At 71.0% G+C, this 18,544-nt stretch carries 16 protein-coding genes and 1 riboswitch; of the genes, 9 read left to right on the top strand and 7 right to left on the bottom strand.

Translation table 11 applies throughout. The features are described from left to right. Positions 1–13: 13 nt before the first annotated feature. Together glyA and ilvD are read right to left on the bottom strand one after the other, a co-directional pair. A complete protein-coding gene (gene glyA / locus AC6JBM_RS36730; protein WP_497978510.1) occupies positions 14–1,252 on the bottom strand; it encodes a serine hydroxymethyltransferase in 1,239 nt (412 codons plus the stop codon). A gap of 16 nt (positions 1,253–1,268) precedes the next feature. Beyond that, positions 1,269–1,355, bottom strand: a riboswitch (ZMP/ZTP riboswitch). Positions 1,356–1,373: 18 nt separating this feature from the next. After that, a complete protein-coding gene (ilvD, locus tag AC6JBM_RS36725; protein WP_497978509.1) occupies positions 1,374–3,227 on the bottom strand; it encodes a dihydroxy-acid dehydratase in 1,854 nt (617 codons plus the stop codon). A gap of 213 nt (positions 3,228–3,440) precedes the next feature. Between ilvD and AC6JBM_RS36720 the strand changes: the two genes are divergently transcribed. The 3 genes from AC6JBM_RS36720 to ilvC are packed head-to-tail and all read left to right on the top strand — an operon-like array spanning position 3,441 to position 6,844. Beyond that, entirely contained in the window at positions 3,441–5,276 is a 1,836-nt protein-coding gene (locus tag AC6JBM_RS36720) for an acetolactate synthase large subunit (protein ID WP_497978508.1), read from the top strand. A gap of 13 nt (positions 5,277–5,289) precedes the next feature. Then, positions 5,290–5,808 carry an acetolactate synthase small subunit gene (gene ilvN, locus AC6JBM_RS36715; RefSeq protein ID WP_344613581.1) on the top strand — a complete coding sequence of 173 codons (519 nt, stop codon included), beginning with the start codon at positions 5,290–5,292 and terminating at the stop codon, positions 5,806–5,808. A gap of 22 nt (positions 5,809–5,830) precedes the next feature. Further along, complete coding sequence (gene ilvC / locus AC6JBM_RS36710; protein ID WP_350624249.1) at positions 5,831–6,844, top strand: ketol-acid reductoisomerase; 1,014 nt, start codon at positions 5,831–5,833, stop codon at positions 6,842–6,844. A gap of 124 nt (positions 6,845–6,968) precedes the next feature. On the opposite strand, the gene AC6JBM_RS36705 is transcribed toward ilvC, so the two are convergent. Beyond that, positions 6,969–7,400: a TipAS antibiotic-recognition domain-containing protein gene (locus AC6JBM_RS36705; protein WP_497978507.1), complete on the bottom strand. Its 432-nt coding sequence runs from the start codon at positions 7,398–7,400 to the stop codon at positions 6,969–6,971. Positions 7,401–7,523: 123 nt separating this feature from the next. On the opposite strand from AC6JBM_RS36705, the gene AC6JBM_RS36700 reads away from it, so the two are divergent. From AC6JBM_RS36700 to AC6JBM_RS36680, 5 genes are all read left to right on the top strand, one after another. Continuing rightward, a complete protein-coding gene (locus tag AC6JBM_RS36700) occupies positions 7,524–8,189 on the top strand; it encodes a serine hydrolase domain-containing protein (RefSeq protein WP_497978506.1) in 666 nt (221 codons plus the stop codon). A gap of 110 nt (positions 8,190–8,299) precedes the next feature. After that, positions 8,300–8,671, top strand: coding sequence for a hypothetical protein (locus AC6JBM_RS36695; protein WP_497978505.1), 372 nt, complete (start codon positions 8,300–8,302; stop codon positions 8,669–8,671). Between the two features lie 408 nt (positions 8,672–9,079). After that, positions 9,080–10,690: a phosphoglycerate dehydrogenase gene (gene serA, locus AC6JBM_RS36690; RefSeq protein WP_497978504.1), complete on the top strand. Its 1,611-nt coding sequence runs from the start codon at positions 9,080–9,082 to the stop codon at positions 10,688–10,690. Positions 10,691–11,221: 531 nt separating this feature from the next. Then, the gene (locus AC6JBM_RS36685; protein ID WP_497978503.1) at positions 11,222–12,250 is read left to right on the top strand and encodes a 3-isopropylmalate dehydrogenase; all 1,029 of its coding nucleotides are present in this window, start codon (positions 11,222–11,224) and stop codon (positions 12,248–12,250) included. Between the two features lie 285 nt (positions 12,251–12,535). After that, positions 12,536–13,633 carry a branched-chain amino acid aminotransferase gene (locus tag AC6JBM_RS36680; RefSeq protein ID WP_497978502.1) on the top strand — a complete coding sequence of 366 codons (1,098 nt, stop codon included), beginning with the start codon at positions 12,536–12,538 and terminating at the stop codon, positions 13,631–13,633. Positions 13,634–13,855: 222 nt separating this feature from the next. Here the strand turns inward: AC6JBM_RS36680 and AC6JBM_RS36675 are convergent, their stop codons facing one another. Further along, positions 13,856–14,125, bottom strand: coding sequence for a hypothetical protein (locus AC6JBM_RS36675; protein ID WP_497978501.1), 270 nt, complete (start codon positions 14,123–14,125; stop codon positions 13,856–13,858). 187 nt (positions 14,126–14,312) lie between these two features. Continuing rightward, the gene (gene ahpD / locus AC6JBM_RS36670; RefSeq protein WP_497978500.1) at positions 14,313–14,843 is read right to left on the bottom strand and encodes an alkylhydroperoxidase, AhpD family; all 531 of its coding nucleotides are present in this window, start codon (positions 14,841–14,843) and stop codon (positions 14,313–14,315) included. Positions 14,844–15,175: 332 nt separating this feature from the next. Here ahpD and cimA point away from each other — a divergent pair, with 332 nt between their 5' ends. Continuing rightward, the gene (gene cimA, locus AC6JBM_RS36665; protein WP_497978499.1) at positions 15,176–16,777 is read left to right on the top strand and encodes a citramalate synthase; all 1,602 of its coding nucleotides are present in this window, start codon (positions 15,176–15,178) and stop codon (positions 16,775–16,777) included. Between the two features lie 123 nt (positions 16,778–16,900). On the opposite strand, the gene AC6JBM_RS36660 is transcribed toward cimA, so the two are convergent. Next, positions 16,901–17,389 (bottom strand): hypothetical protein, encoded by a 489-nt coding sequence (locus AC6JBM_RS36660; protein WP_497978498.1) that lies wholly within the window; start codon positions 17,387–17,389, stop codon positions 16,901–16,903. 115 nt (positions 17,390–17,504) lie between these two features. Beyond that, positions 17,505–18,515 carry an endonuclease/exonuclease/phosphatase family protein gene (locus AC6JBM_RS36655; protein WP_497978497.1) on the bottom strand — a complete coding sequence of 337 codons (1,011 nt, stop codon included), beginning with the start codon at positions 18,513–18,515 and terminating at the stop codon, positions 17,505–17,507. Between the last annotated feature and the right edge of the window lie 29 nt (positions 18,516–18,544).

Below are 18,544 nucleotides of genomic sequence, written 5' to 3'. Positions count from 1 at the left end.
GCCCCCTCGGGCGTCAGCGCAGCGGGTAGGACGAGAGCAGCTCCCGAACCTCACCGGCGATCACGTCGAGCGCGTCGTCGTCCGACTTCAGGGCGGCGTCCACGGCGCGGGAGATCCACGAGGCCACCTGGGGCATCGCGGACTCCGTGAGGCCGCGGGTGGTCAGCGCGGGAGTACCCAGGCGCAGACCCGACGGGTCGAAGGGCTTGCGGGTGTCGTACGGCACCGTGTTGTAGTTCGTCTCGATCCCCGCGCGGTCGAGGGCCTTCGCGGCCGGCTTCCCGCCGATGCCCTTGCTGGTGAGGTCGAGCAGGAGCAGGTGGTTGTCGGTGCCGCCCGACACGAGGTCGAAGCCGTGCTCGAGGAGGGCCGAGGCCAGGGCGCGGGCGTTGGCGACGACCTGCTGGGCGTACACCTTGAAGGAATCCTGTGAAGCCTCGCCCAGGGCGACCGCGATCCCGGCGGTGGTGTGGTTGTGCGGGCCGCCCTGCAGGCCCGGGAACACGGCCTTGTCGATGGCGGACGCGTGCTCCGCGGTGCACATGAGCATGGCGCCCCGCGGGCCCCGCAGCGTCTTGTGCGTCGTGGTCGAGATGATCTCGGCGTGCCCGACCGGGGACGGGTGCGCCCCGCCCGCCACGAGGCCGGCGATGTGCGCGATGTCCGCGACGAGGACCGCGCCCACCTCGCGGGCGATCTCGGCGAAGCGCGGGAAGTCGATCGTGCGCGGAATGGCCGTACCGCCGCAGAAGATGAGCCTCGGGCGCTCCCGCAGGGCCAGGTCACGCACCTCGTCGAGGTCCACGCGGCCGGTCTCGCGACGGACCGAGTACTGCACCGGCCGGAACCACTTGCCCGTCGCCGACACCGGCCAGCCGTGCGTGAGGTGCCCGCCCATCGGCAGCGCCATGCCCATGACGGTGTCGCCGGGCTTGGCCAGGGCCAGGTAGACGGCGAGGTTCGCGGGCGAGCCCGAGTACGGCTGGACGTTCGCGTGCTCGACGCCGAACACGTGCCTGGCCCGCGCGATCGCGAGCTCCTCGATGGGGTCGACGAAGCGCTGGCCCTCGTAGTACCGCTTCCCGGGGTAACCCTCGGAGTACTTGTTGGTCAGCACGGAGCCGGTCGCCTCGAGGACGGCGCGGGAGACGTAGTTCTCCGAGGCGATCATCCGCAGCGTGTCGTGCTGACGCTGCTCCTCGCCCTCGACGAGCGCGGCCAGCTCGGGGTCCACCAAGCGCAAAGAAGACATGCAGCCTCCTGATACGTCGGGACACCCAGGCGCGCGGTGCCCGCGATCGGAAGCTCCCCGGTGGTCGGTTCCACCTTGATGTGCGCCAGTCGCGTTGACTGACGCACATCCTAGTGGAACTTTACGGAACCCGGCGGTAAGCGCCGTCACTCGCCGACGTCGCCATCGACGCGTACGCCCGCAGCGCCGCCGACACCGGCCGCTCGCGGTCGAGCGGGGTGTAGGGCCGCTCCCGCTTGTCCTGCGCGATCTTGCGCGCGGCCAGCTCCTCGTCGCCGACGACGAGCTGGATGGAGCGGGCCGGGATGTCGATGTCGATGCGGTCGCCGTCCTCGACGAGCGCGATGAGCCCGCCGCCGGCCGCCTCCGGGCTGATGTGCCCGATCGACAGGCCCGACGTGCCGCCGGAGAAGCGCCCGTCGGTGATCAGCGCGCAGGCCCGGCCGAGCCCGCGGCCCTTGAGGAAGCTGGTCGGGTACAGCATCTCCTGCATCCCGGGGCCGCCCTTCGGGCCCTCGTAGCGGATGACGACGACGTCGCCCTCCACGACCTCCTTGGCGAGGATGCCGTCGACGGCGGCCTCCTGCGACTCGAAGACCTTCGCGCGGCCGGAGAACGTCAGGTTCTCCTCGGGCACGCCGGCCGTCTTGACCACGCAGCCCTCGGGCGCGAGGTTGCCGAAGAGGATCGCCAGGCCGCCGTCCTTGGTGTAGGCGTGCTCGACGCTGCGGATGCACCCGTTCTCGCCGTCGGTGTCGAGCGAGTTCCACCGGTTCTCCGTGGAGAACGGCTCGGTGGTCCGCACGCCCCCGGGCGCGGCGTGGAACAGCTCGAGCGCCTGCTCCGAGGCCTTGCCGCCGCGGATGTCCCACTCGTCGATCCACTCGCGGAACGTCGGGGAGTGCACCGACCAGACCGACTCGTCGATCAGCCCGCCGCGCGACAGCTCGCCGAGGATGGCGGGGATGCCGCCGGCGCGGTGCACGTCCTCCATGTGGTACTTCTGCGTGTTCGGCGCCACCTTGGCCAGGCAGGGCACGCGGCGCGAGATCCCGTCCATGTCGGCCACGGAGAAGTCGAGCTCGGCCTCCCGGGCGGCGGCCAGCAGGTGCAGCACGGTGTTGGTGGACCCGCCCATCGCGACGTCCAGCGCGACGGCGTTCTCGAAGGCGGGCCGGGAGGCGATCGCGCGCGGCAGCACCGAGGCGTCGTCGGAGAAGTAGTAGCGCTTGGCGAGGTCGACGATCAGCGAACCGGCCCGCTCGAAGAGCGCCTTGCGCGCCGCGTGCGTGGCCAGCGTCGAGCCGTTGCCCGGCAGGGCCAGCCCGATCGCCTCGGTCAGGCAGTTCATGGAGTTGGCGGTGAACATGCCGGAGCAGGAGCCGCACGTCGGGCAGGCGGAGCGCTCGATCTGGCCGAGCTGCTCGTCCGTGACGGACTCGTTGGCGGAGGCGATCATCGCGTCGATGAGGTCGAGCTTGGCGTCCTTCTCGTGGACGATGCCCTCGATCGAGACGGTCTTGCCGGCTTCCATGGGGCCGCCGGAGACGAAGACGGTGGGGATGTTGAGGCGGAGGGCGGCGAGCAGCATGCCGGGCGTGATCTTGTCGCAGTTGGAGATACACACGAGGGCGTCGGCGCAGTGGGCCTGCACCATGTACTCGACGGCGTCGGCGATGAGCTCGCGGCTGGGCAGCGAGTAGAGCATCCCGCCGTGGCCCATGGCGATGCCGTCGTCGACGGCGATGGTGTTGAACTCCTTGGCGACCCCACCGGCCTCGGCAACCGCGTCGGCGACGATCATGCCGAGGTTGCGGAGGTGGACGTGGCCCGGCACGAACTGCGTGAAACTGTTGGCGATGGCGACAATCGGCTTGCCGAAGTCGGAGTCGGTCATGCCGGTGGCACGCCACAGGGCGCGCGCGCCGGCCATGTTGCGACCAGAAGTGGAAGTCTTGGACCGCAGCTCGGGCATACTTGGAGTCTGACACGTTCCGCATCCTGGGATAGGTTGACTCAGGCCGTGAGATGCGCCAGAGTGGGCTCATGTCGTCGAGGTCGCTCCGAGTACTTATCATCTAGCGCGCCGACGCCTGCCGTCAGCGCGCTAGCCCCCCGTGCCGAGCACGTGGGGTTTTTTCATGTCCGGAGCCTTGCCTAGACACCTTCGAGCGAAAGTGCGAAAGCGATGACGAGACCCACGCCAGAAGTCCTCGCCCACCGGGGGCACCCCGCACCGCCCGCCACCGCGCCGGCCGCCGACAAGAAGGCCCAGCCGGAGCTGCTCACCGGGGCGCAGGTACTCGTCCGCTCGCTCGAGGCCCTCGGCGCCGACGTCGTGTTCGGCATTCCGGGCGGCGCGATCCTCCCGGCGTACGACCCGCTGTTCGACTCCGAGAGCGTCCGGCACATCCTGGTCCGCCACGAGCAGGGGGCCGGCCACGCCGCCACCGGCTACGCGCAGGCGACCGGCAAGGTCGGCGTGTGCATGGCCACCTCCGGCCCGGGCGCGACGAACCTGGTGACCCCGATCGCCGACGCCTACATGGACTCGGTCGCCATGGTCGCGATCACCGGCCAGGTCGCCTCCGGCTCGATCGGCACGGACGCCTTCCAGGAGGCGGACATCGCCGGCATCACGCTGCCGATCACCAAGCACAACTACCTGGTCCAGTCGGGCGAGGAGCTGCCCCGGGTGCTCGCCGAGGCGTTCCACCTGGCCGGCACCGGGCGCCCCGGCCCCGTCCTGGTCGACATCCCCAAGGACGTGCTGCAGAACAAGACCACGTTCAAGTGGCCGCCGACCATGGAGCTGCCCGGCTACCACCCGACCCTGCACCCGCACGGCAAGCAGATCCGCGAGGCGGCCCGCCTGATCGCCGGGGCCAAGCGCCCGGTGCTCTACGTCGGCGGCGGCGTCATCAAGGCCCACGCCTCCGAGGTGCTGCTGAAGCTGGCCGAGCTGACCGGCGCCCCGGTCGTCACGACGCTGATGGCCCGCGGCGCCTTCCCGGACTCCCACCCGCAGCACATGGGCATGCCGGGCATGCACGGCTCGGTCGGCGCGGTCTACGCGCTGCAGAAGTCCGACCTGCTCATCACCATCGGCGCCCGGTTCGACGACCGCGTGACCGGCGAGCTGTCGACGTTCGCGCCGAACGCGGCGGTCATCCACGCCGACATCGACCCGGCCGAGATCGGCAAGAACCGCACCGCGGACGTGCCGATCGTCGGCGACGCCAAGCACGTGATCGAGGAGCTGCTCGCCGCGGTCTCGGCCGAGCACGCGGCCGGGCGCAAGCCGGTGCTCACGGACTGGTGGGCGACCCTGGACGACATCCGCGGCCGCTACCCGCTGGGCTACGAGGAGCCCTCGGACGGGACGCTGTCGCCGCAGTACGTCATCGAGCGCATCGGCAAGCTGGTCGGCCCGGAGGCGATCTACACCGCGGGCGTGGGCCAGCACCAGATGTGGGCCGCGCAGTTCATCAAGTACGAGCACCCGGCCACCTGGCTCAACTCGGGCGGCCTGGGCACGATGGGCTACGCGGTGCCGGCCGCGATGGGCGCCAAGGTCGGCCGCCCGGACAAGACGGTCTGGGCGATCGACGGCGACGGCTGCTTCCAGATGACCAACCAGGAGCTGGCCACCTGCGCGCTGGAGGGCATCCCGATCAAGGTCGCCGTCATCAACAACGGCAACCTGGGCATGGTCCGGCAGTGGCAGACGCTCTTCTACGACCAGCGGTACTCCAACACCGAGCTCGGCACCCACAAGCACCGCATCCCGGACTTCGTGAAGCTCGCCGACGCCCTGGGCTGCTTCGGGCTGCGCTGCGAGACCAAGCGCGACGTCGACGCGACGATCGAGGCCGCGATGAAGGTCAACGACCAGCCCGTCGTCATCGACTTCGTGGTCGGCAAGGACGCGATGGTGTGGCCGATGGTCGCCGCCGGCACGAGCAACGACGAGATCATGTTCGCGCGGGGCGTCCGTCCCGCGTTCGACCAGGACGACGTGTAGGAGTAGCACCGACATGGCCAAGCACACCCTCTCCGTCCTGGTGGAGAACAAGCCCGGCATACTGGCCCGCGTCGCGGGGCTGTTCGCCCGCCGCGGCTTCAACATCGACTCCCTGGCCGTCGGCGAGACCGAGCACCCCGAGGTCTCCCGGATGACGATCGTGGTCAACGCGGACGAATCCCCGCTGGAACAGGTGACCAAGCAGCTCAACAAGCTCGTGCAGGTCCTGAAGATCGTCGAACTCGACACCACCGCCAGCGTGCAGCGCGAGCTGTTGCTGGTGAAGGTGCGCGCGGAACGCCCGGTGCGCTCGCAGGTCCTCGAGACCGTGAACCTGTTCCGGGCCCGCGTGGTCGACGTCGCCGCCGACGCCCTCACCATCGAGGCGACCGGCACGTCGGAAAAGCTGGACGCGCTGCTTCGTGACCTGGAGCCGTTCGGTATCAAGGAAATGGTCCAGTCCGGCGTCGTGGCCATCGGCCGCGGCTCCCGCTCCATCACGACCGGTCCGGCGCTCCGCGCCGCCTCCTGAAATTCTCGAAAGGAACAAGCACATGCCCGCCGAGGTGTTTTACGACGACGACGCCGACCTGTCGTTGATCCAGGGCCGCAAGGTCGCGGTGCTGGGGTACGGCAGCCAGGGTCACGCCCACGCGCTGAGCCTGCGCGACTCCGGCGTCGACGTGCGCATCGGCCTGCCCGAGGGGTCCAAGAGCCGCGCCAAGGCCGAGGAGCAGGGCCTGCGCGTCCTCACCCCGGCCGAGGCGAGCGCCGAGGCAGACGTGATCATGATCCTCGCGCCCGACACGGCGCAGCGCTCGCTGTACTCCGAGCACGTGGCCCCGAACCTGACCGCCGGCAAGGCGCTCTTCTTCGGCCACGGCCTCAACATCCGCTTCGGGCTCATCACGCCCCCCGCGGACGTCGACGTGTGCATGGTCGCCCCGAAGGGCCCGGGCCACCTGGTCCGCCGCCAGTTCGTCGACGGCAAGGGCGTGCCCTGCCTCGTCGCGGTGGAGCAGGACGCGACCGGCAACGCGCTGCAGCTGGCGCTGGCCTACGCGGCCGGCATCGGCGGCACCCGCGCCGGCGTGATCAAGACCACCTTCAAGGAGGAGACCGAGACGGACCTCTTCGGCGAGCAGGCCGTGCTCTGCGGCGGCGCGTCGGCCCTGGTCCAGACCGGCTTCGAGGTGCTCACCGAGGCGGGCTACGCCCCGGAGATCGCCTACTTCGAGTGCCTGCACGAGCTCAAGCTCATCGTGGACCTGATGTACGAGGGCGGCATCGCCCGCATGCGCTACAGCGTCTCCGACACCGCCGAGTACGGCGACTACACCCGCGGCCCGCGCGTCATCGACGCCCGGGTCAAGGAGGAGATGAAGCGCATCCTGGGCGAGATCCAGTCGGGCGAGTTCGCCCGCGAGCTGATCGCCGAGGACGACGCCGGCCGCCCGAACTTCACCAAGTACCGCGAGCAGGGCGCCAACCACCCGATCGAGGAGACCGGCAAGCAGCTGCGCTCGATGATGAGCTGGGTCGACCGGCCCATCACCGAGACCGCCTGACCTGAACAAACGCGGCCCCTCTCGCTTTGAGAGGGGCCGCGTTTGTTCATGGCTCGGGTCCGCGGTGGTCCGGACCGTCGCTCCCGCCAGGAATCCTGACGTCCGTGGGTGGCAAAGAGCCGGCTCAGCGCACCCGGGCCGCGTTGGCCCGGATGGCATCGCGGATGTACGCCGCGAGCCCCGGGTGCTCGGCGTCGTAGTTCGCGGTGAACCGGGGATCGGACACGTACATCTCCCCGAGCCCCTGATGAATCTCGGCCGAGCAGTCGTAGAACCAGCGGCTGATGTGCTGCCGGTGCGCCTCGGCGAGGTCCATGGCGCGCTCGTCGCCGGCCGGAACGCCGCTGTCGAACGCCGCGGCGAACTGCGCGGTGTTCTCGGCCGCCTCGCCCTTGATCCGCTCCCAGTCGGCCTTGGTGTACTGCGCCGTGCGGCGGGCGGACTGCTGGTACGCCTCGGTGGAGCCCCAGCGCTGCTCGGCCTCCTCGGCATGCTGATCGGGATCGAAGGAGCCGAACAGCTCCCGCTTCTCCTCGGGTGTCAGGTTCATCGTCATGCCCATCAGCCTGATGTCTCCAGTCGCTGGAGAGTCAACACCTGGGACCGGATAACTCCGAACACTCCGTGTCCGGACTTATCCGACTTATCAGCATAAAACGCACGCTGTTACGGTGATTCGATGAGCGAGCTGGAGCGGTTTCTCGCGCCATATGTCCGGTCCGGCGCCATTCCCGGCGCCGTGGCCGTGATCGATCGCGCCGGCCGGCGCGAGGTCGCCGTCGTCGGCGACGCGGTCCTCGGCGCCGCCCCGATGACCGAGGACGCCCTCTTCCGCATCGCCTCCGCGACCAAGCCCATCACCGCGGCGACCTTGCTGACGCTGGTCGACGAGGGCGCGGTACACCTGGAGGATCCGGTGCGGGAATGGCTGCCGGAGCTGTCGGCCCCGCTGGTGGCCCGCACCCCGGACGCGCCCGCCGCCGACGTGGTCGAGGCGGCCCGCCCCATCACCGTGCGCGACGTGCTCACCTCGACGACGGGCTGGGGCTTCCCGTCCGACTTCACCCTGCCCGCGGTCGAGGCCCTGTTCCCGGTCCAGCCGGACGGCCGCAACGTGCAGGCGTTCCCCCCGCGCGACCAGTGGCTGTCGGCGCTGGCCCGCGTGCCGATGCTCTACCAGCCGGGCGAGGCGTGGCTGTACGACACCAGCTCCACCATCCAGGGCGCCCTGGTCGAACGCGTCACGGGCCGCGGCCTGGGCGAGGTGATGACCGAGCGCGTCTTCGCCCCGCTGGGCATGGCGGACGCGGCGTTCTCGGTCCCGCGTCGAAGCTGGGCCGCCTGACCGCGTACTACCGCTCGGGCCCGGAACCCGGCCGATTCGAGCTCGGCGACGCGCCCGAGGGCCAGTGGAGCACCGCACCGGCGTTCGAGCTCGGCAACGGCGGCCTGGTCATGACCGTGGCCGACTGGGTCGCGTTCGGCCGGATGCTCCTGACCGGCGGCACGGCCCCGGACGGCCGCCACGTGCTGTCCGAGGCGTCGGTCCGCGCGATGACCACCGACCAGACGACTCCCGCCCAGCGCGCCCCCGGGGGCCTGTTCCTGGAGGACGGCCAGGGCTGGGGCTACGGCGGCTCCATCGACCTCGCGGCCGCGGCTCCCGGGCTGGTGCCGGGCCGCTACGGCTGGGTCGGCGGCACCGGCACATCGGCGTACGTGACCCCGTCCACATCCACCGTGGCCGTCCTCTTCACCCAGCTCGGGGCGGACAGCCCGGAGCTGGCGGCCTGGGTGCGTGACTTCTGGCGATACGCGGCGGCCTGACGAGGCATAGCCCTTGTTCGTGGCGTCGTAGGTGTCGTCCGCATTGTGGTCCCGCTTCGTGTCCTCGCCGGCGGTGGGGAGCCGTAAGAGCGCGGTGCCGTCGACCGCCGGCGCCGACGCGACTGTGCGGCGACGTTGGGCGTGAGGCGGTCGCGTGGGGGCCGGGCCGGTGGGGTGTTCGTGCGGGAAAGCGCTCTTACAAGGGGATATCGGGCGCGGAGGCGAGGGGCTCGGCCGGCTCACGCTGTGATCGCGCTCACTTGATTGGGTCGGGAAGGGGTGGGGCGGCGGGCCTACCATCGCCTGAAGAGGCCGTCCGCCCGGCCCCGTCGCGGTTTCCCAGTGCGTGGCGGGCAGTGTCGCGCGCCCCGCAGCCGACGCCAACCGAAGCCTGGAAGTCGAGGTCCCATGACCCTCCCTCCTGACCGCCCGGTGGTGCTCATCGCCGAGGAGTTGGCTCCGTCCGCTCTCGAGGTGCTCGCCGACGACTACGAGGTTCGTCACATCGACGGTACCGACCGCCCCGCTCTGCTGGCCGAGCTCGCCGACGCCAGCGCCGTGATCGTCCGCAGCGCCACCCGCATCGACGCCGAGGCGGTCGCCGCGGCGCCTCGGCTCAAGGTCGTCGCCCGCGCCGGGGTCGGCCTGGACAACGTCGACGTGCCGGCCGCCACCGCGCGCGGCGTCATGGTCGTCAACGCGCCCACGTCCAACATCGTCTCCGCGGCCGAGCAGGCCGTCGCGCTGCTGCTCGCCGTCGCGCGCAACACCGCCGCCGCGTCCGCGGCGCTGAAGGCGGGGGAGTGGAAGCGCTCGAAGTACACCGGCGTGGAATTGTCCGGGAAGGTCGTCGGAGTGGTCGGGCTCGGGCGCATCGGTGTGCTCTTCGCCCAGCGCATGGCGGCGTTCGGGGTCCGGCTGGTCGCCTACGACCCGTACATCCAGCCGGCGCGCGCGGCGGGGCTCGGAGTGCGGCTGCTGGGGCTGGACGAGCTCCTCCGGGAGAGCGACTTCATCTCGATCCACCTGCCCAAGACGCCGGAGACCGTCGGGCTGATCGGCGTGCGCGAGCTGTCCATCGTCAAGCCGGGCGTGCGCATCATCAACGCGGCCCGCGGCGGCCTCGTCGACGAGCAGGCCCTCGCCGACGCGATCGCCGACGGGCGGGTGGCGGGCGCGGGCATCGACGTGTTCAGCAAGGAGCCGTGCGTCGCCTCGCCGCTGTTCGCCTTCGACAGCGTGGTCGCCACCCCGCACCTGGGCGCCTCCACGGTCGAGGCGCAGGACAAGGCCGGGCTCGCGGTCGCGCGCTCCGTCAAGCTGGCCCTCGACGGCGAGTTCGTGCCCGACGCGGTGAACGTCCAGGTCGGCGGCATGGTCGCGGAGGAGGTGCGCCCGCTGCTGCCGCTGGCGGAGAAGCTCGGCGCCGTGTTCACCGCGGTCGCGGGCGGCATCGCGGCGTCGGTGACCGTCGAGGTGCACGGCGAGGTGGCCAAGCACGATGTGTCGGTGCTCAAGCTGGCCGCCACGAAGGGGCTGTTCGGCAGCGTGGTGGCGGAGCAGGTGACGTACGTCAACGCCCCCCATCTGGCGGCCGACCGCGGGGTCGAAGTAGCACTCGCGGTCTTCACCGACTCATCCGACCAGCCCAACCTGGTGACCGTGCGTGGAGCCCTGCCGGACGGGCGGGTAGCCTCGGTGTCCGGTACGTATGTCGCGGGCCCGCGTGAGGCGCTGAAGCTGACCGAGATCGACGGCTTCAGTCTCGAGCTGGCTGCGGAAGGCGTGCTGCTGTTCTTCCGCTACGCCGACCGCCCCGGCGTGGTGGGCACGGTGGGGTCGATACTGGGTTCCGCGGGGGTCAACATCGGTTCGATGCAGGTCGCTCGGCGCGAGGCCGGCGGGGAGGCGCTCATGACGCTGACCGTCGACCAGGCGGTGGCGGCGGATCTGCTCGGCGAGGCCCAGCAGGCCATCGGTGCGACCGCCGCGAGCACGGCGGACTTGTCTGCCGACTAGGGACTTTCCTCTGCGAGGGCGGGGAGCGTGGCGGCGCTCCCCGCCCTCATTCCTTGCGCGGCCCCGGTCGCGCGGGTGCGGGGGCGCAGTGCTCGGCAACGACCGGCCGACGCCCGGACGCGGCTCAGCGGGCGCTCGGGCGGGGCACGGCGGGCGCTCGGGCGGGTGCTCGGGCGCGGCTCGGCGGCGCTCGGGCGCGGCTCGGCGGTGCTCGGGCGCGGCTCGGCGGTGCTCGGGCGCGGCGCGACGGTGCTCGGCGGCGACCAGACGTCCTCGGGGGCGTCAGGCAATCGCTCGGGCGCGGTGTGCTCACGCGGTGCGGAAGTGGGTGCTGCATCGTCGCGCGGACGCGAATGGGAGAGTGGCCGCACGCGAACACGAGTCCGCGGCCGCCCGGACGCGAGCGGTCACCGCGGGTCGCGGCAGCCGTGACCGGCCCGGCATCACGGCACGTGTTCTCATGGAGCGGGACGCCCGTCCACGGAATAGGACAGCGGCGTACGGTTGAGCGGTCTACGAAAGGGGTCAGAGGTGGCGAAGATCGCGGTTGTGGCCGGTGACGGCATCGGCACCGAGGTAGTGGCGCAGGCGCTGAAGGTGTTGCGCGTGGTCCTGCCCGGCGTCGAGACGACCGACTACGACCTGGGCGCCGCCCGGTACAACCGCACCGGCGAGGTCCTTCCCGACAGCGTGCTCGAGGAGCTGCGCGGCCACGACGCCATCCTGCTCGGCGCGGTCGGCGACCCCAGCGTCCCGCCGGGCGTGCTGGAGCGGGGCCTGCTGCTGAAGCTGCGCTTCGACTTCGACCAGTACGTCAACCTGCGCCCCTCCCGCCTCTGGCCGGGCACCACCAGCCCGCTGGCCGGGGTGAAGCCGGGCGAGATCGACCTCGTCGTGGTCCGCGAGGGCACCGAGGGCCTGTACGTCGGCGCCGGCGGCAACCTGCACCCCGACACCGCGGCCGAGGTCGCCACCGAGGAGAGCCTCAACACCCGCCACGGCGTCGAGCGCGTCATCCGCGACGCCTTCGCCCGGGCGGCCAAGCGCCCGCGGCGCAAGGTGACGCTCGTGCACAAGACCAACGTGCTGACCCACGCCGGTGGTCTGTGGGCGCGGACCTTCAACGCGGTCAAGGGCGAGTTCCCGGACATCGAGACCGAATACCAGCACGTCGACGCGGCCGCGATGTTCCTGGTCACGAATCCGCAGCGGTACGACGTCGTCGTCACCGACAACCTGTTCGGCGACATCCTCACCGACATCGCCGCGGCGGTCACGGGCGGCATCGGCCTGGCCGCGAGCGGCTCGATCAACCCGGAGCGGGCGTTCCCGTCGATGTTCGAGCCCGTGCACGGGTCGGCTCCCGACATCGCCGGCAAGGGCGTCGCCGACCCGTCGGCCGCGGTGCTCTCGACCGCGCTGCTGCTGGACCACCTCGGCCACCCCGAGGCGGCCGCGCGCGTGACCGAGGCCGTCGGCAACGAGGTCGCGGGCCGCACCCCCGGCTCGGCCCTGTCCACCGACGCGATCGGCGACCGGCTCGCGGCCGCGGTGGCTTGATCCACCGCAAGTGAGCAAGGCCGTCGGCTACGAGGCCGGTGCCGCGATCGGCGACCGGCCAGGCCGTCGGCGACGAGGCGGGCCGGCCTGATGCACCACGGGCCACACCCGTCTTCAGAGCGTCGACCGAGGGAAAGCCCGGGCCGATCGGCCCGGGCTCAACGCCGGAATCCTCCACACCATTGGAACCTCCGCGCGCTGGCTGCGATTGAACGTCCGTTCGGGTAAGTTGGCGGCACGGCACGCGGCGTGAGCGTGCCACCGCGACCTTTTGTGGAGGCATGCATGAACGGCGGTGAAACGCTCGATTTCGAGATCCGTCCGAATCCGCAGCCCGTAGCCGCCGCGGAGCGATCCGCGCTCATGGCCAACCCGGGCTTCGGCCGGATCTTCACCGATCACATGGTCACCGTGCGCTACGCCGAGGGCAAGGGCTGGTACGACGCCCGGGTCGAGCCGCGCGGCCCGATCCCGATGGACCCGGCGAGCGCGGTGCTGCACTACGCGCAGGAGATCTTCGAGGGGCTCAAGGCGTACCGGACGGCCGACGGCGGCGTGACGATGTTCCGCCCCGACGCCAACGCGGCGCGGTTCCGTGACTCGGCCCGGCGCCTGGCGATGGCACCGGTGCCGGAGCAGCTCTTCCTGGACTCCCTCGAGGCGCTGATCCGCGCCGACCGGGACTGGGTGCCGACGGACCCGGAGGGCAGCCTCTACCTGCGGCCCTTCCAGTACGCCAGCGAGGTCTTCCTGGGCGTCAAGCCGTCCTCGGAGTACCTCTTCCTGGTCATCGCCTCGCCGGTCGGCAGCTACTTCAAGGGTGGCGTGCAGCCCGTGAGCGTGTGGGTGTCGCGGGAATACACGCGCGCGGCCCCCGGCGGCACGGGCGCGGCGAAGTGCGGCGGCAACTACGCCGCGAGCCTCGTGGCCCAGGCCGAGGCCATGGAGCACGGCTGTGACCAGGTGGTCTTCCTCGACGCTGTGGAGCAGAAATACGTCGAGGAGCTCGGCGGCATGAACGTGTTCTACGTGTTCGACGACGGCTCGATCAGCACGCCGCCGCTTACCGGCTCGATCCTGCCCGGCATCACCCGCGAGTCGGTCCTGCGCCTGGCCGCGGACCGGGGGCATGCGGTGCGCGAGGAGCTGTACTCGTATGAGCAGTGGCGCGCCGACGCCAACTCGGGCCGGCTGCGCGAGGCGTTCGCGTGCGGGACGGCGGCGGTCATCACGCCGATCGGCACGGTCCGCGACGCCGACGGGGAGTTCACGGTCGGCGAGGGCAAGGCCGGCGACGTGACGATGGGGCTGCGGGAGCAGCTCGTGTCCATCCAGCGCGGGACCGCCCCGGACCCGCACGGCTGGGTCCATCGCGTCTTGTAACGAATCGTTCACACAGCGGCGCCGGGATTCGTTCCCGGCGCCGCTTGTGCTGTTCCGGACTTTTCCGACTCGGGGGGAATCGCACCCGTTTCCGAGGCGCCCGTGGAGTGCGATCAATGCGCCATTGGTGAGCTGCGCATATGTCGCCGGTCGGGGTAAATGTCGGATATGTTGGCCGGTTCGGCCGCGAAGCGGCCGACATATCCGGGGCGAAGAAAGGCCCTACGCCGACCAGCGGCCCAGATTCGAACCGCGGCTCGTCCCCGGCCGAAAGCCCCGCGGCGACGGCCGATCGTAGGCCAGCTGCAGCGCCTCCTCGGACAACTGCGCGTCCGGGCACGGCCAGAACGCCTTGCACTCGCAGAAGTTGTCGGTCCGCGGGCGGTGGGCGTCTCGCAGGGCGCGCGCCACGCGCCACAACATCGGGTCGGCACAGCCGAGGGGCGGCTCGACCGGCGGCTCCACCGGTTCCCGCGGTACGTCGTCGATCATGTTGCGCCCCCAAAGACCCGAGACCGATTGCGCACCCGATGTGCCGATAGCAACGGTAACGGTGAATCCGCGGATGACGCAGACACGCTGTGCGCAACTTGCACGAGCGGGGGACGGGCGAACAAGCCCGGAAAATGCGTACGGGTGCCGGAGCCGCCACTCCGACACCCGTACAAGAGGAAAGCTCCTAGTAGGAAGCCGCCTCTGCATCGAGGGTTACGGCCAGCGCGTGAACAACCGCGGCGACGCGCAACACCTCGTCGACCGCTTCGCGGGACACCCCTGCACCACGAAGCGATCTTTCGTGCGATTCCAGGCACACCCCGCACCCGGTGATCGCGGATACTGCCACTGACCACGCCTCGACGTCGGCGGCGCCGACCCCGGGCGTGGAGGAGACCTGGCGGCGCAGACGCGCGGGCAGGCTCTGGTACGCCTCGTCACCGATGAGGTGCTTGGCGCGGAAGTAGACGTTGTGGATGGCCATCCGCGACGCGACCGCCTTCGCGGCCTCGACCGCCTCCGGCTTGAGCCGGCCGGCCGCCTCGCCGGTGACCTCGCGGATCACCGTCGCGCTGCGGGTCGTCATCGCGCTCGCGAGCACGGCGCCCCACAGCTGCCGCTCGGTCAGCAGCTCCGTGGCGAGGATGGAGTCGAGGTTGAGCCGCAGATCGTGCGCGTAGGGCGGAACCGCCGCCTTCAGCGTCTCGATGGACATGTCACCTCACCCCCTCACCAACGGTGATCGGCGCCCCCGGACGGGGCGTCGTTCCGGACTGGCTCCAACCTTGACCGACGCTCGTTACGAGGACGTGACGAACAGGGTGAATCGTGAAGCAGATCACCCCGGATCTCAAAATTCGGAATCACGTGTCACGGAAGGCCCGTTGGTGGCAAGCTACCGAACGTGACTCGGCTCATTATTGGCCCCTAGCGCGCCCGGCAACCACCCGCCGGACGCGCAGACCTCTCGCATTTGCGGGGGGTCTTTTTGTTGGCCCCGATCCGCCGAGCCCGAAGGCCCCCTCTTCCCGCCAAAGGAGCACAACCATGCAGGTGTACGACACGACGCTGCGCGACGGGGCCCAGCGTGAGGCGATCAGCTACTCGGTCGTGGACAAGCTCGCGGTCGCGCGGCTGCTCGACGAGTTCGGCGTCGGGTTCATCGAGGGCGGGTGGCCGGGGGCGATGCCGAAGGACACCGAGTTCTTCCGCAGGGCGCGCACGGAGCTCGACCTCAAGCACGCGGTGTTCGTCGCGTTCGGCGCCACCCGCAAGGCCGGCGTGCGCGTCCAGGACGACCCGCAGGTCCGGGCGCTGCTGGAGGCCGAGACCCCCGCCGTGACGCTCGTGGCCAAGTCGGACATCCGCCACGTGGAGCGCGCGCTGCGCACGACGCGCGAGGAGAACCTCGCGATGGTCCGCGACACCGTGGAGTACTTCGTCTCCGAGGGCCGCCGGGTCTTCCTCGACTGCGAGCACTTCTTCGACGGGTACCGCTTCGACCCCGACTACACCGCGTCCGTCGCCGCGGCCGCGCTCGCCGCCGGCGCCGAGGCCGCCGTCATGTGCGACACCAACGGCGGCATGCTGCCCTCCCTGATCACCCGCACGATCGCCGAGGTCAAGGACCGGCTCGCGGTCGCGCTCGGGGTCAGCGCGGAGGAGGCCGTGGCCCGGCTCGGCATCCACTGCCAGAACGACACGTCGTGCGCGGTCGCGAACACCGTCGCCGCGGTCGAGGCCGGCGTACCGCACTTCCAGTGCACCGCCAACGGCTACGGCGAGCGCCCCGGCAACGCCGACCTGTTCGCCGTCGTCGGCAACCTGCAGCTCAAGCTCGGCATGCCCGTCCTACCGGAGGGGTGCATCGAGCAGATGGTGCGCGTCTCGCACTCCATCGCAGAGATCGCCAACATCGCACCCGACACCCACCAGGCCTACGTCGGGTCGTCAGCGTTCGCTCACAAGGCGGGCCTGCACGCGAGCGCGATCAAAGTGGATCCCGTGCTCTACAACCACATCGACCCGGTCGTCGTGGGCAATGACATGCGGATCCTGGTCACCGAGATGGCCGGCCGGGCCAGCATCGAGCTCAAGGCGCGCGAGCTCGGCGTTGACCTGGCCGGCAACCCCGAGGCCCTGTCGCGGGTCACGAACCGGGTCAAGGAGCTCGAGGCCCGCGGCTGGTCCTTCGAGGCCGCCGACGCCTCGTTCGAGCTGCTCGCCCGGGCCGAGCTGGCCGAGGGGGCGCTGCCGAAGCCGTTCGCGCTGGAGTCGTACCGGGTGCTGGTCGAGCACCGCGAGGACGGCGCCGTCGTGTCGGAGGCGACCGTGAAGGTCCGCGTCCGCGGCGAGCGGGTCATCGCCACCGCCGAGGGCAACGGCCCCGTCAACGCGCTCGACGAGGCGCTGCGGGTCGCGCTCACGCGGCACTACCCGGAGCTGGGCCGCTTCCAGCTCGCCGACTACAAGGTGCGCATCCTCGAGGGCAGCCACGGCACCGGCGCCGTGACCCGGGTGCTCGTGGAGACCCACGCGACCGGGGACGACTGGACCACCGTCGGCGTGCACGAGAACGTCGTCGAGGCCAGCTGGCAGGCGCTGGTCGACGCGCTGACCTACGGCCTTTCGCACGCGGTCCGCGTCTGACGGCTCTTCGCCCTTGACACCGCGGACACGGCTAGGGCGGTCCCTCCGGCCGAAGGCCCTCGGGACCGCCCTTTTGTCTGGCGGGAGCGACGGTCAGCTACTGACGCGGACCCGAGCCATGATCTATGGGCACTTGCTCTGTTTGTAGGCGGCGAGCGCGGCGGCGTCGGGCTCGAAGCGCCAGAGCCCGTTCTGGTACTTCACCGTGCTCTGCCCCGTCAGCTGGCCGGTCCCGGCGGCGGGGGTGTGCGTCCACTTGATCGTCGCCGTCGAGTCGTCCACCGGCGTCACGCCCGTGACCTGGTACTCGCCCTGCTGCCCGGTGCAGGTGGCGACCAGATCGATGTACGCGTCCTTGCCGATCGCCGACTTGGCGCTGTCGGTCCACAGGTCATAGGCGCCGGCCCAGTCGCCGTCCGACAGGTTGTCGAACACCTGCTCGGCCGTCACCTGCGCCGACTGCGCGTCCTGCGGCTGCGCGGTCACCTCCACCGTCGGCCGGTCCGACGCGGGGTCCGCCTTGTCGTCCTGCTTGTCCGAGCACGCGGCCGCCGCGCCCAGGATCAGCGGGACGGCGATGGCGAGCGCGAGGCCGCGAAACGTACGTGTCACCCATCCGCTCCAACGTGGTCTTCACTCGGGCGGGGGCCCGATCCGTACGTGAAGGTACTCCCGGCCAACGAACCGCGTATAGCCGGAGGTACGCCTTCGGTACGTTCGGCCGGTATCAGCCCTTCGGCAGGACGAGTTCGGCGAAGACCGCTTTGTGATCGCTGTCGGGAATGCGGTGAACCGACACCTTCCGAACCCCCACGCGCTTGTCCGCCACCACGTGGTCCAGCACCACGCCGGGGATGAACCAGCGCTCGTCGAAGGGCCACGACGCCGCGAACCCGGCCCCCGCGACGTCCGCGGCGTCCCGGTAGCCCTTGTCGAGCACCGCCCGGAACTTCTCGTGGTCCAGCGTCGCGTTGAAGTCGCCGATGAGCAGGTTCACCGGGCCCTCCGGCGTCGCGGCCGGCTCCTGCACGATGTCGTGCTCCCAGCACGACGCCCCGTGCGCGTCCGAGGGCGCGCACGGGTGCACCGACTCGACCCGCACGTCCTTCGCGCCCGGCACCGCCACGCCCGCCTGGGCCTGGCCGAAGTCGCTCGGGAAGTGCCGGTAGCCGAGGTCGGTCACCGGGAAGCGGCTGTAGACCGCGGAGCCGGTCACGCCCGGGCGCGGGTACGACACCGCGTTGGGCAGCATCTCGTCCAGCCCCGCGGCGTTCAGCGCGGCCTTGGCCTCCGGCGTGTACTCCTGCAGCGCCACCAGGTCCACGTGCAGGTCGCGCACCAGTGCGACGATCGTGCCCGCGTCCGCGCCGCCCATGAGCATGTTGACGCTCAGCACCCGCAGCCCCGGCCCGTCCTGCGGTCCCGGGTCGCTGTCGGCGATCCAGCGCGGCAGCACGCAGGCCGCGAGCGCGACGGTCGCGACGGCGGTGATGACGGCCGGCCAGACCCGCTTCGTCAGCAGCGCGACGACGAGCGGCACGAGCGACGCGGCCGCGACGTAGGGCGTGAAGGCGATGAGCTGGACGGCCGGGAAGCCGCTGTCGAGCCCGAGGAGGCGCAGCGCCGCCCACGCCAGGAACGGCACCGCCAGCAGCCACACCACGACGCTCCACGACCGGCTGCGCCGCTTGACCGGCTTCTCGGGCAGCAACGGCAGGGTGTCCTGCGTGGTGGCCATTCCACCAGGGTAGGGCAGCGACGCAAGCG

The sequence above is a fragment of the Dactylosporangium thailandense genome, assembly GCF_059739745.1.
This window is presented reverse-complemented; position numbering and strand designations above follow the sequence as displayed.